This is a genomic window from Micromonospora sp. NPDC005298, from assembly GCF_040607375.1.
In the GTDB taxonomy this organism is placed as follows: Bacteria; Actinomycetota; Actinomycetes; order Mycobacteriales; family Micromonosporaceae; genus Micromonospora.
The window spans coordinates 24,514-38,763 of record NZ_JBEXGP010000010.1 but is presented as its reverse complement, the minus strand read 5'-3'; the positions used below and the strand labels follow the sequence as shown (position 1 = coordinate 38,763).

General features: G+C 73.8%; 13 protein-coding genes. 8 read left to right on the top strand and 5 right to left on the bottom strand.

Features of this window, described 5'->3' with window-relative positions:
• Positions 1–15: 15 nt before the first annotated feature.
• Positions 16–1,059: a transcription termination factor NusA gene (nusA, locus tag ABZS77_RS16760; protein ID WP_354823409.1), complete on the bottom strand. Its 1,044-nt coding sequence runs from the start codon at positions 1,057–1,059 to the stop codon at positions 16–18.
• A complete protein-coding gene (gene rimP / locus ABZS77_RS16755) occupies positions 1,056–1,748 on the bottom strand; it encodes a ribosome maturation factor RimP (protein WP_354823407.1) in 693 nt (230 codons plus the stop codon). The genes nusA and rimP overlap by 4 nt, the downstream gene beginning before the upstream one ends.
• A gap of 153 nt (positions 1,749–1,901) precedes the next feature.
• Here rimP and ABZS77_RS16750 point away from each other — a divergent pair, with 153 nt between their 5' ends.
• The 7 genes from ABZS77_RS16750 to ABZS77_RS16720 all read left to right on the top strand — a co-directional run bounded on the left by ABZS77_RS16750 (position 1,902) and on the right by ABZS77_RS16720 (position 8,432).
• Entirely contained in the window at positions 1,902–2,429 is a 528-nt protein-coding gene (locus ABZS77_RS16750; protein ID WP_354823405.1) for a hypothetical protein, read from the top strand.
• Complete coding sequence (locus ABZS77_RS16745) at positions 2,426–2,863, top strand: ferritin-like domain-containing protein (RefSeq protein ID WP_354823403.1); 438 nt, start codon at positions 2,426–2,428, stop codon at positions 2,861–2,863. The genes ABZS77_RS16750 and ABZS77_RS16745 overlap by 4 nt, the downstream gene beginning before the upstream one ends.
• Positions 2,864–2,915: 52 nt before the next feature.
• Positions 2,916–3,512 carry a PadR family transcriptional regulator gene (locus ABZS77_RS16740; protein WP_354823401.1) on the top strand — a complete coding sequence of 199 codons (597 nt, stop codon included), beginning with the start codon at positions 2,916–2,918 and terminating at the stop codon, positions 3,510–3,512.
• Positions 3,509–4,243 carry an ABC transporter ATP-binding protein gene (locus tag ABZS77_RS16735; RefSeq protein ID WP_354823399.1) on the top strand — a complete coding sequence of 245 codons (735 nt, stop codon included), beginning with the start codon at positions 3,509–3,511 and terminating at the stop codon, positions 4,241–4,243. Before ABZS77_RS16740 ends, ABZS77_RS16735 begins: the two co-directional genes overlap by 4 nt.
• Positions 4,240–7,026, top strand: coding sequence for an FtsX-like permease family protein (locus ABZS77_RS16730; RefSeq protein WP_354823397.1), 2,787 nt, complete (start codon positions 4,240–4,242; stop codon positions 7,024–7,026). Before ABZS77_RS16735 ends, ABZS77_RS16730 begins: the two co-directional genes overlap by 4 nt.
• Before the next feature lie 75 nt (positions 7,027–7,101).
• Positions 7,102–7,602 (top strand): nitroreductase family deazaflavin-dependent oxidoreductase, encoded by a 501-nt coding sequence (locus ABZS77_RS16725; protein WP_354823395.1) that lies wholly within the window; start codon positions 7,102–7,104, stop codon positions 7,600–7,602.
• 92 nt (positions 7,603–7,694) lie between these two features.
• Positions 7,695–8,432, top strand: coding sequence for a nucleotidyltransferase domain-containing protein (locus ABZS77_RS16720; RefSeq protein WP_354823393.1), 738 nt, complete (start codon positions 7,695–7,697; stop codon positions 8,430–8,432).
• A 6-nt stretch (positions 8,433–8,438) separates the two neighbouring features.
• On the opposite strand, the gene ABZS77_RS16715 is transcribed toward ABZS77_RS16720, so the two are convergent.
• Together ABZS77_RS16715 and map are read right to left on the bottom strand one after the other, a co-directional pair.
• Positions 8,439–9,149, bottom strand: a complete 711-nt coding sequence (locus ABZS77_RS16715; protein ID WP_354823391.1) for a VIT1/CCC1 transporter family protein — start codon at positions 9,147–9,149, stop codon at positions 8,439–8,441.
• Positions 9,146–10,003: a type I methionyl aminopeptidase gene (gene map, locus ABZS77_RS16710; RefSeq protein ID WP_354823389.1), complete on the bottom strand. Its 858-nt coding sequence runs from the start codon at positions 10,001–10,003 to the stop codon at positions 9,146–9,148. Before map ends, ABZS77_RS16715 begins: the two co-directional genes overlap by 4 nt.
• 95 nt (positions 10,004–10,098) lie before the next feature.
• Between map and ABZS77_RS16705 the strand changes: the two genes are divergently transcribed.
• Complete coding sequence (locus tag ABZS77_RS16705) at positions 10,099–10,413, top strand: STAS domain-containing protein (protein ID WP_354823387.1); 315 nt, start codon at positions 10,099–10,101, stop codon at positions 10,411–10,413.
• 26 nt (positions 10,414–10,439) lie between these two features.
• Here ABZS77_RS16705 and ABZS77_RS16700 read toward each other — a convergent pair whose 3' ends face one another.
• Positions 10,440–14,099, bottom strand: a complete 3,660-nt coding sequence (locus ABZS77_RS16700) for a SpoIIE family protein phosphatase (protein WP_354823385.1) — start codon at positions 14,097–14,099, stop codon at positions 10,440–10,442.
• Between the last annotated feature and the right edge of the window lie 151 nt (positions 14,100–14,250).

Below are 14,250 nucleotides of genomic sequence, written 5' to 3'. Positions count from 1 at the left end.
GGAGGAAGTCTACCCCTAGCTGCCCGAGATCGCGCCGCCCGGCTCCGGCACGTGATCAGTCGCCCCCCGCGCGGCGGGTGCGGTCTGCTCCGCGTCGGACCGGATATCGATCCGCCAACCGGTCAACCGGGCAGCGAGTCGGGCGTTCTGCCCCTCCCGCCCGATGGCGAGGGAGAGCTGGAAATCCGGAACGGTCACCCGGGCGGCCCGGCCGGCCAGATCCACCACCTCGACCCGCAGCGCCTTGGCCGGCGACAACGCGTTGCCGACGAAGGTGGCCGGGTCGTCCGACCAGTCGATGATGTCGATCTTCTCGCCGTGCAGCTCGCTCATCACGGCACGCACCCGCTGACCCATCGGGCCGATGCAGGCGCCCTTGGCGTTCACCCCGGGAGTGGTGGAACGGACGGCGATCTTCGTACGGTGACCTGCCTCACGGGCGATCGCACCGATCTCCACCGTGCCGTCGGCGATCTCCGGAACCTCGAGCGCGAACAGCTTCTTGACAAGCGCCGGGTGTGACCGGGACAGGGTGATCTGCGGACCGCGCATGCCCTTGGCCACGTGCACCACGACGCAGCGGACCCGCTCACCGTGGGCGTACCGCTCGCCGGGCACCTGCTCGGACTGCGGCAGCACACCCTCCAGCTTGCCCAGGTCGACGCTGACGATGCCCTTCTCGGTCCGCGTCTCGTGCGCCTGCACCACACCGGTGACCAGGTCGCCCTCACGGCCCACGTACTCGCCGAAGTGCACCTCGTCGGTGGCCTCCCGCAGCCGCTGGAGGATCACCTGCTTGGCGGTCATGGCCGCGATCCGGCCGAAGTCGTGCGGGGTGTCGTCCCACTCGCGCACCAGGCTGCCGTCGGCGTCCATCTCCTGCGCGTACACCAGGGCGGCGCCCGACTTACGGTCGATCTCCACCCGGGCGTGCGGCTCGGCGCCGTCGGTGTGCCGGTAGGCGGTCAGCAGTGCGGTCTCGATCGCCGCGAGAATCGTGTCGAACGGGATCTCCCGCTCGCGCTCGAGGGCGCGCAGCGCCGCGAGGTCGATGTTCACCTCTCCTCGTCCTCCACATCATCTTCGTCGTCGATGTCGTCTGAATCGTCGAACTCGTCGGTGTCGTCCGGCTCGCCCAGCTCGGCGAGGCGGGTGAACTCGACCTGCACCCGGCCCGGACCCAGTTGGGCGTACGCCCACGAGGTGCGGCCGTCGTCGGTCTCCAGCTGCACGCCGTCGTCGGCGGCGCCCACCACCCGGGCGGTCAGCTGACGGTCACCGGTGGGCTGCTCGCCGCGCTGTCCGGGCACCGACTCCGCCGCCCGGACGGTGACCTTGACCAGCCGGCCGACGTTGCGCCGCCAGTGCCGGGGCAGGGTGAGCGGCCGGTCCACGCCGGGCGAGCTGACCTCGAGCTGGTACTCCCCGGCGACGATGTCGCCGTCGGCCTCCTCGGCCGCGTCCAGCGCGGTCGAGACGGCGCGGGAGACGTCGGCGACGGCGTCCAGGTCGATCCCACCGTCGCGGTCCACGATCACCCGCACCACGTGCCGGCGGCCGGCCCGGGAGACCGACAGGTCCTCCAGGTCGTAACCGGCGCCGTTGACGACCGGCTCGATCACGGTCCGCAACCGGGTACGTCGCGCCGCGAGATCACCGCCGCGGGGACCGCCCTCGCGCGGCCCACGGGGACCCGCGCCGTCGCGGGGTCGACCCGTCGACCTGGTGGCACGGCCACGCTGCGTCATCTCCGCACCCTTTCCCTGGTCGACCGGGACGTCGTCCCGGCATGCCGGCACACCACCGGAGCGGACGCGCCGGTGGCTGCGCAGAGCGTAACGCGCCGGCCGCCCGGCGGGCCGGGCGGCGCACCGACGCCGGTGGCCCCCGCGGCGGCCCGGATGGTGTTGACTTGCCCGGTGGGGATCGGCAGAACGACACAGCGCGACCAACCATCCGGACAATCGCGGCGAAAGCTCCTGCGTACCGGAGCACTTCTCGCCCTCGGCGGCGCGGTGGCGCCGCTGACCGGCTGTGATCTTTTCGACCGTGACGACCAGCCGGCGCCGCCGCCGGACCCGCTGCGGCCCATGGTGGACGAGTCCCTCGGCCTCGCCGCGGCGCACCGGGCGAGCGCGACCGCGCACCCGGAGCTGGCCGACCGGCTCGGCCCGATCGCCGAGGCGCACACCGCCCACGCGACCGAACTGGCCCGGGTGATCGGCGTCGCGGTGCCCTCGACACCCGTCGCCGCACCGAGCACCACCCCGGCGGCCGACCCGGCCGGCGCGCTGGCCGCCCTGCGCGACCTGGAGAAGGTCGGCCAGCGGACCGCCACCGCCGCCTGCGCCGCCGCACCCGCCGAACGGGCGGCGCTGCTCGGCTCGATCGCCGCCGCCCGGGCCACCCACCAGGAGGCACTGAAGTGAGACAGCCGTCCGCCGCGGAGGCCCTCGCCACCGCCCTGTCCGCCGAGTACGCGGCCATCTACGCCTACGGCCGGATCGGCGTACGGCTGACCGGGGCGGCCCGGGACACCGCCCGCCAGGCGGAGGCCGCGCACCGACGCCGCCGCGACGCTCTCGTCGTCCAACTCAGCACCGGTGGCGGCACCGTCCCACCGGACCGCGCCGGGTACGCGCTGCCGTTCCCGGTCACCGACCGGGCGAGCGCGCTACGGCTCGCCGTCGAGGTGGAGGAACGCACCGCCGCGCACTGGCGGGCCGCACTCGCGTCGACCACGGGCGCCGACCGGGACCAAGCGCTCGCCGCCCTCGTCGAGTACGCCGTACGGGCCACCCGGTGGCGCAAGACCGCAGGGGTGACCCCGCCGACTGTCGCATTTCCCGGCCGTCCGACCTGAACCCGTCTGCTCCGGTTGCGGTGCGCATACCAGGTATGCATACTCCGTTGCCATGTCCATCCGTCACGGGCTGCTCGCCCTGCTCGAACGCGGCCAGATGTACGGCTACCAGCTGCGCGCCGCGTTCGAGGAGTCGACCGGCTCGACCTGGCCGCTGAACATCGGGCAGGTCTACACCACGCTGTCCCGGCTGGAACGGGACGGTCTGGTGCGCCCGCTGCCGGAGAGCGAGGCCGGGCAGCGCCCGTACGAGATCACCGACGCCGGCCGGGCCGACCTCGCGCTGTGGTTCGCCACCCCGATCAGTCGTACCGACCGCCCCCGCGACGAGCTGGCCATCAAGCTGGCACTCGCACTCACCACCCCCGGCGTGGACGTCCGCTCGGTGGTGCAGGCGCAGCGCAGCGCCACGATGCGGGCGTTGCAGGAGTTGACCCGGTTGAAGTACGGCAGCGACCGACCCGAGGATCTGCCGTGGCGGCTGGTCCTGGACTCGATGGTGTTCCAGGCCGAGGCCGAGGTCCGCTGGCTGGACCACTGCGAGACGAGCCTGGTGCGCCACCGACCCGCCGTGCCACCGCCGTCCGCACCCGGGCCGGGTGACACGCCCGATCCGACACGGTGGGCCGACGAGGAGGCACGACGGTGAGCGGACCGGACGACGCGGTGCTGGAGCTACGCGCCGTCCAACGCACCCACGGGGCCGGCCCGGCCGCCGTGCACGCCCTGCGGGGCGTCAGCCTCGTCGTCCGACCCGGTGAGCTGGTGGCCGTGATGGGCCCGTCCGGCTCCGGCAAGTCCACCCTGCTGGCCCTCGCCGGCGGGCTGGACCGCCCGACCGACGGCGAGGTGTTCATCGAGGGGCAGCCGTTGGGGACGCTCGACCGGCGCGGGCTGGCCCAGCTGCGCCGCCGCCGGATCGGCTACATCTTCCAGCAGCTCAATCTGCTGGGCAGCCTGAGCGCCGCGGAGAACGTCGCGCTCCCGCTGGAACTCGACGGCACCAGCGGCCGGCGGGCACGTTCGCTGGCCATGGCCGCGCTCACCGAGGTTGGCCTGCCGACGCTCGGCGATCGCTTCCCCGACCAGCTCTCCGGCGGCCAGCAGCAGCGGGTGGCCATCGCCCGCGCGCTCGTCGGCGAACGGCGACTGGTACTCGCCGACGAGCCGACCGGCGCGCTGGACTCGCAGACCGGCGAGGCGGTGCTGCACCTGCTGCGCCGCCGTATCGACGCGGGCGCGGCAGGCGTGCTCGTCACCCACGAGGCGCGGCACGCCGGCTGGGCCGACCGGGTGGTGTTCCTGCGCGACGGGGTGCTGGTCGACACGACGGCCCCGTTGGGCAGCGTCGAACAGTTGCTGTCCGGCAGCGACAGGTGACCATCCGCCGTACGCTGCGGACCGCCCACCGGGCCGTCGTCCCGACCCGGCGGCCGGTCACCCCGCCGGTCCGGACCGGTCGGCGGCGGTTCGCCGAGCTGACCGGCTCGTGGCGGGCGGCGCTGCGGATCGCCCGCCGGGAGGCACGCCGCTCCCGCCGGCGCACCGCCCTGGTACTCGCGATGATCGCCCTGCCGGTGCTGGTGCTGGCCTTCCTCGCGGCGAGCTACGACATGGCCGAGCTGACCCCGCAGGAGCAGGTCGACAGGCGACTCGGCGTGGCCGACGCGGAGCTGCGCTGGGTCTCCCAGTCCCCCGTCGAGCAGGACGAGTGGGGTGGGAGCTGGTACACCCGGGAGGGTGAATCCCTGCCCGCCGGCCCGGCCACCGCCGGGCAGGTCGCCGCGCTGCTGCCCCCGGGCAGCCGGGTCGCCGAGGTACGCGCCCGCGTTCCGTTGACCGTGCGCGGGCCGGACCGCGACGAGAACGTGGCCGGGCGGGTGCTGGACCTCGGCGACCCGCTGGCCCGGGGACTGGCCCGGTTCCGGGCCGGCCGCGCGCCGCAGCAGCCCGGCGAGGTGGCCCTGAGCCCCGCCGCACTGCGCCACCTTGACCTGCACCTCGGCCGGACGCTGACGATGGCCGACGGGAACGGGGCGTACACCGTCGTGGGGGTGGTGGAGTTTCCCGACGACCTCGGGCCGGTGGTGGCGCTGCACCCCGGAGCCGTGCCACGGACCGGTCCGGAGCTGGAGAGCGCCTGGCTGGCGGACGTTCCCGGCGACGTCGACGCCGCACTCGTCGACCGACTCAACGACCGCGGCGTCCTGGTCACCCCACGCCACCCGACCGTCTCCGCGCCCGAGCCGGAACGCGGTTGGGTCGGATCGATCGGCGCCACCGACACCAACGACCTGAGCACTGGCGTACTCATCGCCGGTCTCGGCCTGCTGGAGGTCGTTCTGCTGGTGGGGCCGGCGTTCGCGGTCGGCGTCCGGCGCCGACGGCGGGACCTGGCGCTGGTCGCGGTGGCCGGTGGAGACGCCGCCCAGCTGCGCCGGGTCGTGCTCGCCGACGGGGTGGTGCTGGGTGTGCTGGGCGCCGCCGTCGGCCTGGTCCTCGGCGTCGCGGCGGCGTTCGCCTGTCGTCCGCTCGTGGAGCAGTACGTCTTCGGCGCCCGCTTCGGCGGGTACCGCTGCTGGCCGGCGGCCCTGGTGGTGCTCGGTGGGGTCGCGGTGCTGGCCGGGGTGCTCGCCGCGCTGGCACCGGCGTGGACCGTCTCCCGGCAGGACGTCAGCGCCGGCCTCGCCGGGCGTCGTACGCCGCCGACCTCCCGGAGCCGGTGGCTGGCCCTCGGGTTGTCGCTCGTGGCCGGCGGTGCGGCGCTGGCCGCGTTCGGCGCGGCCCGGACGTCACCGGCGGTGATCCTCGCCGGCCTCATCCTCGGCGAGCTCGGCCTGGTGTGCTGCACGCCCACCCTGATCGGGGTGCTCGCCCGGCTCGGGCGGGTGCTGCCGCTGGCACCCCGTATCGCGCTGCGTGACGCCAGCCGCAACCGCGCCGCCGCCGCGCCGGCCATCTGCGCCGTGATGGCCGCCGTGGCGAGCAGCGTCGCGCTCGGCGGCTACCTGGCCAGCAGCGGTGCCCGGGACCGGAACGCCTACCAGCCGATGCTGCCGCCCGGACACGTGCTGGTCAGCCCGAACGACTCGACCCGGCCGCCGACCCTGGCCCATGTCACCGACGCGGCCCGGGCGCAGTTCGGCACCGACGCGGTCGTCGGGCTGTACGGGGCCACCTGCGTGTCGCCGAACGACGGCTACTGCGACATCGTGCCGGCGCTCCCGGCCGAGCAGGCCTGCCCGTGGCGGGCCGGGGACGACCTCTCCGCGGCGCAGCGCCGCCAGGCCCGGGCCGACCCACGCTGCCGGTGGCGCACGACGGACTACTACGGCGACTACGTGCAACCTCTGGTGGACGACGGGACGGCGCTTCCGCTGCTCACCAACGCCGATCCGGCGGCGGCCGCCGCCGCGACGGAGGTGCTGCGCGCCGGCGGTGTGGTGGTGACCGACCCGCGTTACCTGCACGACGGCCTGGTGACGGTGCAGGTCGGCCGGGTGGACCCCGGATCGGACGAACCACGGACCACCGCCGTCGACCTCCCCGGGTACGCGCTGCCCACAGCGGTCGGCCAGTCCCGCCTGCTGCTCTCCGCGGCCGCGATCCGACAACTCCACCTGGACCCGGCTCCGGCCGGCTGGGTGATCGGCACCTCGTCGCCGCCGAGCGGGGAACGGCAGGAGCGGTTCGCGGCCGCCGTGCGTCCCTTCGGGTCGGTGACGCTCCTGGTGGAGGACGGTGGCGGCCGGGGCGACATCTCGCCGCTGCTCCTGCTGCTCGCGGCGGCGGCCGGGCTGATCACGGTGGGGGCGGCCGGGATGGCCACGGCGCTCGCCGCCGCCGAGGGCCGCGCGGAACTGACCACCCTCGCGGCCGTCGGCGCGGCACCGGCGGTCCGCCGGATGCTGGCGATCTGCCAGGCCGGCGTCATCTCCGGACTCGGCTCGGTGCTCGGCATCGTGGCCGGGGTGGGCACCGCCGCGATCGTGCTGTTCTCGGTGAACCGGCAGTACGCCACGGCGTGGCCGGCACCCGTGCCGTACCCGTACCTGGTGCCGTGGCCGGTGCTCGGCGTGCTGGTGCTGGTGCCCCTGGTGGCGATGCTCGGCGCGGGACTGTTCACCCGCGCCCGGCTGCCGATCGAGCGGCGACTGGACTGAGCTGGCCGCGCGGTGGCCGAACCGGGACCGCGCCGGGGGTGCCGCCGGGGCGCGCCAGCCGGCAGACTGGTCGACGTGTCAGTGCTGGGAACCCTCACCCGCCGCGTCGGTCACCACCGATGGTTCGGCGTCGCCGCCCGCGTGCTCGTTCCGGCCGACCGGGTGGTCGGCCGGTTGACCCGGGGTCGGGTCGTCGCCCTCGGCCTGATCCCCTCCCTGGTGATCACCACCACGGGCCGCCGCTCCGGCGTACCCCGCAGCAATCCCCTGCTCTACGTGCCGGACGGCGACGCGTACGTGGTGATCGGCTCGAACTGGGGGCAGACCCAGCAGCCCGGCTGGGCGATGAACCTGCTCGCCGAGCCGACCGCCGAGGTGGACGTGAAGGGCCGGCGGATACCGGTGCGCGCCGAGCTGGCATCCGGCGCCGAACGGGACCGGCTGTGGCAGTTGCTGGTCACCGAGTGGCCGGCGTACCGGACGTACGTGCAGCGGGCCGGCGGCCGGGAGATCCGCATCTTCCGGCTGGTGCCCACCGGGCGCGGCGAACCGTCCGGCCCGCCGCCGGCTGGCTAGGCTGACGTCCGGTAGCAAGCCGGAGGCGGACCCGTGAGCGCGAGGAGTGAGCCGGGGTTGCGAGCCCCGCAGTCGCGAACAGAGGCGGACCCGTGAGCGCGAGCAGCGAGCAGGCCGGTGTCGACAGGCGCCTCGACGATCGTCGGTGGACGGTGGCCGAGCGGGTGGCCGAGGTCATCGGGCGGCGTTTCCCGGCGGATGTGCTCGCGGTCGCGGTGCACGGTCCTCTGGCGCACGGCGACGACGACGGCGGCGGGGACCGCGAGGTGGGGATGCTGGTGGTCACCTACCGGCCGGGCACCGGTCCGCCGGTGGCGACCCGTCGGGTGGACGGGGTGCTCGTCGACCTGACCGTGGCCGCCGCCGGGGACTATCTGGCGCAGGCCCGGGTGCTCTCCCCGCTCTGGCCGCTGACGGCGGACCGGTACGTCACCACCCGGGCGTTGCACGACCCGACGGGTTGGTTGCGGACGTTGCGCGACGAGCATCTCGGGCGTCTGGCCCGGGCGCGGCCCGCGGAGTTCAGCACGGCGGCACGGCAGGCCTGGTACCGGGGCAGCGCGGCGCACGCGCGGGCCGCCCGGTTGGCCGAGTGGTACGAGACCGACCAGGCGTTGCTGATGCTCGGCGAGGCACGGTTGGCCGCGGCGACGGTGACGGGGCTGCTGAGTCGCACCTACTTCCGTGATCCCGGTGACGCGGTTCGCCGTACGGGTCTGGCGGGCGCGGACATGACCGAGGTGGGCGTGGTGCTGGCCCGGCAGGCCGAGGAGTTGGCCGCCCGCGGCCGGCCGGTGGACGGCACGGTCGACGAGCTGCTCACCGGCTGACCGGGGTCACAGTCCCTGGACGCCGATCAGCGAGCCGATCAGGTAGGTGGCTCCGGCGGCGGCGGCGCCCAGCAGCAGCTGCCGTAGGCCGCTGGTCCACCAGGGCCGGCGGGTGAAGCGGGCGACGACAGCCCCGGCGGCGAACAGGCCGAGCCCGCCGACGGCGAGCGCCAGCCACAGTTCGGTGGCGCCGAACAGGTACGGCAGCAGCGGCACCAGCGCCCCCACCGAGAAGAACACGAACGACGAGACCGCCGCCGACCACGGGCTGGGCTGGTCGTCGGGGTCGACGCCCAACTCCTCGCGTACGTGCACCCGCAGGGCCTCCTCCGGGTCGCGCCGCACCGCCTCGGCGACCTGGGTGGCGAGGTCGCGGGGGAGGCCACGGGCCACCCAGGCGTCGGCCAGTTCGCGGGCCTCCGCCTCGGGGTGCCGCTCCAGTTCCCGCCGTTCCTTGGCGACCTCGGCGGCGACCTGCTCGTTCGCGGAGCGGACGCTCGTGTACTCGCCGAGCCCCATCGAGATCGCCCCGGCCACCAGGCCGGCGGTGCCGGTCAGCACGATGCTGCGGGGTGACACCCCGCCGCCGCCGACGCCGGCGATGAGGGCGATGTTGGTGACCAGTCCGTCCATCGCGCCGAAGACGGCCGGTCGCAACCAGCCTCCGGAGACGTCGGCGTGGTGCGCCTCGCGCAGGGCGGCAGGCGTGTCGGTCACGGCAGGGTCAGGATTTCGTGGCCGTCGTCGGTCACCACGATCGTGTGTTCGAACTGGGCTGTCCATTTCCGGTCCTTGGTGACGACGGTCCACCCGTCGTCCCACATGTCGTACTGGTAGGTGCCGAGGGTGATCATCGGCTCGATGGTGAAGGTCATACCCGGCTCCATGATGTCCGTGGGCCGTGGGCTGTCGTAGTGCGGCACGTACAGGCCGCTGTGGAAGGACTCCCCGATGCCGTGGCCGGTGAAGTCGCGGACCACGCCGTAGCCGAACCGCTTCGCGTACGACTCGATGACCCGGCCCACGACGTTGATCTGGCGGCCGGGGGCGACCGCGCGGATGCCGCGCATCATCGCCTCGTGGGTCCGCTCGACCAGCAGGCGGGCCTCCTCGCTGACCTCGCCGACGCAGAAGGTGGCGTCGGTGTCGCCGTGCACCCCACCGATGTACGCGGTGACGTCGACGTTGATGATGTCGCCGTCCCGGATGACCGTGGAGTCCGGGATGCCGTGGCAGATGACCTCGTTGAGGCTGGTGCAGCAGGACTTGGGGAAGCCCTTGTAGCCGAGCGTCGACGGGTACGCGTCGTGGTCGCAGAGGAACTCGTGGACCACCTTGTCGATCTCGTCGGTGGTCACGCCGGGCTTGCAGTGCTCGCCGGCGAGCTGGGTCGCCTGGGCGGCCAGCCGGCTGGCGATCCGCATCTTCTCGATGGTCTCCGGCGTCTGCACGTGGGAACCACGCCACTCCTGTGGGCGCTTCTTGCCCACGTACTCCGGTCGGGTGATGTGGGACGGCACCGGTCGCATCGGGGAGAGCGCGCCTGGTGTCAACGGCGGACGGACGGTCATGGCGCAAGCCTATCGCCGGAGCCGTTGGTGACCCGCGCCACGGCCACGGCGGACCGGTTGTTGCCCCGCCAGGTCGGCTGTGCCATGGTGTCTGCGTGGATCAAGGGGGAGCACCACCCGTCTTCTCCGCCAGCGCGGAGATCGACGGTGACCACCTCCACGTGGTGGTGACCGGCGAGGTCGACATGGCGACCGCCGACACCATGCTCCAGACCGCGCTGCGCGAGCCCGCCGAGCAGATCACACTGGATCTGAGCGCGGTCACCTTCTTCGACTCGGCCGCCATCCACGCCCTGGTCCGGCTCGCCCAGCAGTTCCCCGGCACGCTCACGGTGCTGCCGTCGCGGCAGGTCCGCCGGGTGCTGGAGATCTCCGGTCTGGGCGAGCAGAGCTGGTTGCGCCCGGCCTGAGCCACCGGCTCCCGCCGGGCGCGGTGTCAGCCCTGGAGGCGCCGGCGCAGCGTCACCTCGGTGCCCTCATCGGTACGCCGCACCGACAGGTCCCCCAGTGCCTTGATCAGCGACAGGCCGCGCCCCCGGAACCCGGAGCCGGTCGACTCGCGCCACCGCCCGCTGTCACGCACCGTGGCGGTCACCGTGCGGTCCTCGATGGCCACCTCCACGCTGATCGTCGGCTCGGCGGGGTGCACCGGGTGCTCGATGGCGTTGGCGGCGGCCTCGGAGACCGCCACGGTCAGGTCGAACAGGTCGGTCTCGCCGACCGAGTGCGCGACGAGGAAGTCCTCCAGTCGCTTGCGCAGCACGCTCAGCCGGGTCGGGTCCGCCGGCAGCCGCAACGCGAAGCGGTTCAGCTCGGCGGCCTCCAGGCCGAGCACCGCAACGTCGTCCCGGCGTGGCTGCCCGACGACCCGTTCGACCACGGCGTCGATGAGGTCCGCGACGTGCTCGCCCGGGGTGGCGGCGTCGACGCGGAGCTGGGTGAGCCCGGCGTCGATGCCCAGTTTGCGGTCCTCGATGAGGCCGTCGGTGTAGAGCAGCAGTCGTTCGCCGGCGCGCAGGTCCCCGTCGACCGTCCGGTACGTCGTGTCGGGGATGGCGCCGATCGGCGGCCCCAACGCACGGCCGTGCAGGAACACCACGTCGCCTCCTCGGATCAGCAGTGGGGAGGGGTGGCCGGCGCTGGCGTACCGCAGTCGGCCGGTGCGCGGGTTGAACAGCAGGCAGACCACGGTCGCGAAGGAGCGACCCTCGGGGGAGCCGACCAGCCGGTTGAGCCGGGTCAGTGACGCACCCGGGTCGAAACCCTCAAGCACGTACGCCCGCAGCGCGTTGCGCAGTTGCCCCATCGCCGCTGCGGCCCGGACGCCCTTGCCGACGACGTCGCCGATGACGAGCACCAACTCGTCGCCGTCCAACGCGATCACGTCGTACCAGTCGCCGCCGACCTCGACGTCGGCGCTGCCTGGCAGGTAACGGCTGGCCACCACCGCGCCCGGCAGTTGCGGCAGCGACTGGGGCAGCAGGCTGTGCTGAAGGGTGGTGGCGATGCGGTGTTCGGCCTCGTAGAGCTGGGCGTTCTCCAACCGCACCCCGACGAGCCGGGCCAGCTGGGTCAGCGCGGCGTCGTCGGCCTGCGCGTCGTCGCCGGCGGCTCGCCAGACGCGCAGCTCCCCGAGCTGCTCGCCGGTGGTGCCGGTCAGGTCGGCCGCGAAGGATGGGTCGGTGGCGGTGGTGCCACCGCCGTCCGCCTCGGAACGCGCGTCGGCGGCGGTGACCACCACCCGGGCCGCCTCGGCGAGGCTGAGCGCGTGCCGGGCCGCGACCTTGAGCACGTCGGCGGTGGACCGGGCGGTGTTCACCGCGACCGCCGCGTCGGCCAGCGCCCGGAGTCGACGGATTATCTGCCCGCGCAGCTGCCCCAGCTCCACGTTGGCCCGCACCCGGGCGATCAGTTCCTGCCCGGAGAACGGCTTGGTGAGGTAGTCGTCGGCGCCGATGGAGAGACCGGCGACGGCCTCCGCCGAGCCGGCGCGGGCGGAGAGCAGCACGATCGGCACATGCCGGGTACGCGGGTCGCCGCGCAGGGCGGTCACCAGCCCGAACCCGTCCAGGCGGGGCATCATCACGTCGGTGAGCACCAGGTCGAAGGCGCCCTCCTGGGCCAACGGCAGGGCCGCCAGCCCGTCGGCGGCGGTGACCACCTCCCAGGTCGGCGAGAGCAGACGGGTGACGTGCTCACGCAGGTCCACGTTGTCGTCGACCACGAGGATCCGGCCGGCCGGGCTGACCGTCACCGGGCCGCTGTCGAACTCCGGCGCGGGCGTCGCGCTGGCCCACAACGCGGTCTCGGCCACGTAGAGCCGGGCCTGTTCGGGTTCGCCGGCGGGCAGCGGGCCGAACGCCGCCACCCGGTCGGCGGGCAGGTGCGCCGACCCGAACGGGATGGTGACCGTGAAGGTGCTGCCCTCGTCGATCCGGCTGGTCAGCCCGACCTCGCCGCCGTGCATCTCGACCAGTTCCCGGACCAGGGCCAGGCCGATCCCGGTGCCCTCGTGGGTGCGGGCGCGCACCCCGGGCACCCGGTGGAAGCGTTCGAAGACGTGCGGCAGCTCGGCGGGAACGATCCCCACACCGGTGTCGGTCACCTCAAGCCGGGCGCCCGCCTCGACGGCCCGGACCCGGACCCGGATCTCACCGTCGAAGGTGAACTTCACCGCGTTCGACACCAGGTTGAGGACAATCTTCTCCCACATGTCCCGGTCGACGAAGACGGGCGTGGGCAGCGGCGGGCAGTCCACCACCAGCCGCAGGCCGGCCCGGTCGGTGGCCGAGCGGAACGTGCTGGCCAGCCGGGCCGTGTAGCCGGACAGGTCGGTGGGCTGGTAGCGGGCGGCGAGCCGACCCGACTCCAGCCGGGAGAAGTCCAGCACCGTGTTGACCAGCTTGAGCAGGCGCAGGGCGTTGCGGTGCATCATCGTGAGGCGTTCGGTGTCGCCGGGGGGCAACCCCGGGTCGGCCAGCATGTCCTCCAGGGGGCCGAGCACCAGGGTCAACGGGGTACGGAACTCGTGGCTGACGTTGGCGAAGAAGTTGGTCTTCGCCAGGTCGAGCGCGGCCAGTTCGGCGGCACGGGCCCGCTCCTGCTCGTACGCCCGCTGCTTGCCGACCGCCCGGGAGATCTGCGCCGCGACCAGGTCGAGGAAGTCGCGGTAGTCGTCGCCGAGCGGCAGCCGGCGGGCCACCCCGACGACAATCGCGCCAACCGCCTCGTTGGCCGCCGTGACGGGCAGCACCAGTGCCTGGCCCGCCGCGTCGGCCGGTGGCGGGTCGAGCAGCTCCGCGACGTCGACGGTGGCCGCTTCGCCGTCGGCGGCGACCCGGGCGAGCAGGTCCGCCGAGACGTCGACCCGCGTCGAGTCCGTGCCGCTGGCTCCAGCGAGCGCGAGGCGACCGCTGGCGTCACTCAGGTAGATCAGCGCGAAGGGCACGTCGGCCCGGTACCGGTCGAGCACCGCGGCGGCGGCCCGGCCGAGTTCCCCGGCGCTGCCCACGTCGGCCAGGTCGGCGCCCAGTTCGGCGAGTGCCCGCAGCCGGCGTTCGCCGAGCACCCGGCCGGTGGTCTCGTTGACGATGCAGTAGACGCCGCTGACCGTGCCGTCGTCACCCCGGATCGGGTCGTACGAGACGTTGAAGTAGGTCTCCTCGACGAAGCCGTACCGGTTGAGCAGAAAGGGATGGTCCTCGCCCCGGTAGGAACGGCCGGTGCGCCGGACGCCCTCCAGCAGCGGGCCGAGCACGTCCCAGGTCTCCACCCAGTGCTGGCGGGCCGGCTGGACGAGGACGTCCGGGTGCTTGGCGCCGATGGTGGGGCGGTAGGCGTCGTTGTAGAAGGCGAGCTGGTCGTCGCCCCAGAACATCACGATCTGCGCACTGGAGGCGAGCATCATGCCGACCGCGGTGGAGAGCACCGCCGGCCAGCGCGCGGGCACACCGAGCGGGGTGGCGGACCAGTCGAGGTCGCGTAGCCGCTGGCCCATTTCGCCGCCGGCCGCAAACGCAGCCTCCAGCATCGGAGGGATCTCCCCACCGTCCGCGAAGGGATGCCCGGTGTCCGCGCCCCCCTGGGCCGAGCTCATGCAGCCTCCCGCTCCGGCCGTGCCCCTCAGCCGTTGATCTCCACCCGCTGTGCTCCGACTTGTACCCCGGCGGACCAGCAACGTAACGCATGGCGCTCCGCCGACGCTGGTTACCTCCGCCTTGTCGGTCGCGCACCCGACAGTCGAGGTG

Coding starts and splice junctions, on each gene's coding strand:
- rimP (WP_354823407.1), bottom strand. CDS start 1,748: ATGACGCAGCGTGGCCGTGCCACCAGGTCGACGGGTCGACCCCGCGAC.
- map (WP_354823389.1), bottom strand. CDS start 10,003: ATGACCGTCCGTCCGCCGTTGACACCAGGCGCGCTCTCCCCGATGCGA.
- ABZS77_RS16740 (WP_354823401.1), top strand. CDS start 2,916: ATGTCCATCCGTCACGGGCTGCTCGCCCTGCTCGAACGCGGCCAGATG.
- ABZS77_RS16750 (WP_354823405.1), top strand. CDS start 1,902: ATGGTGTTGACTTGCCCGGTGGGGATCGGCAGAACGACACAGCGCGAC.
- ABZS77_RS16700 (WP_354823385.1), bottom strand. CDS start 14,099: ATGAGCTCGGCCCAGGGGGGCGCGGACACCGGGCATCCCTTCGCGGAC.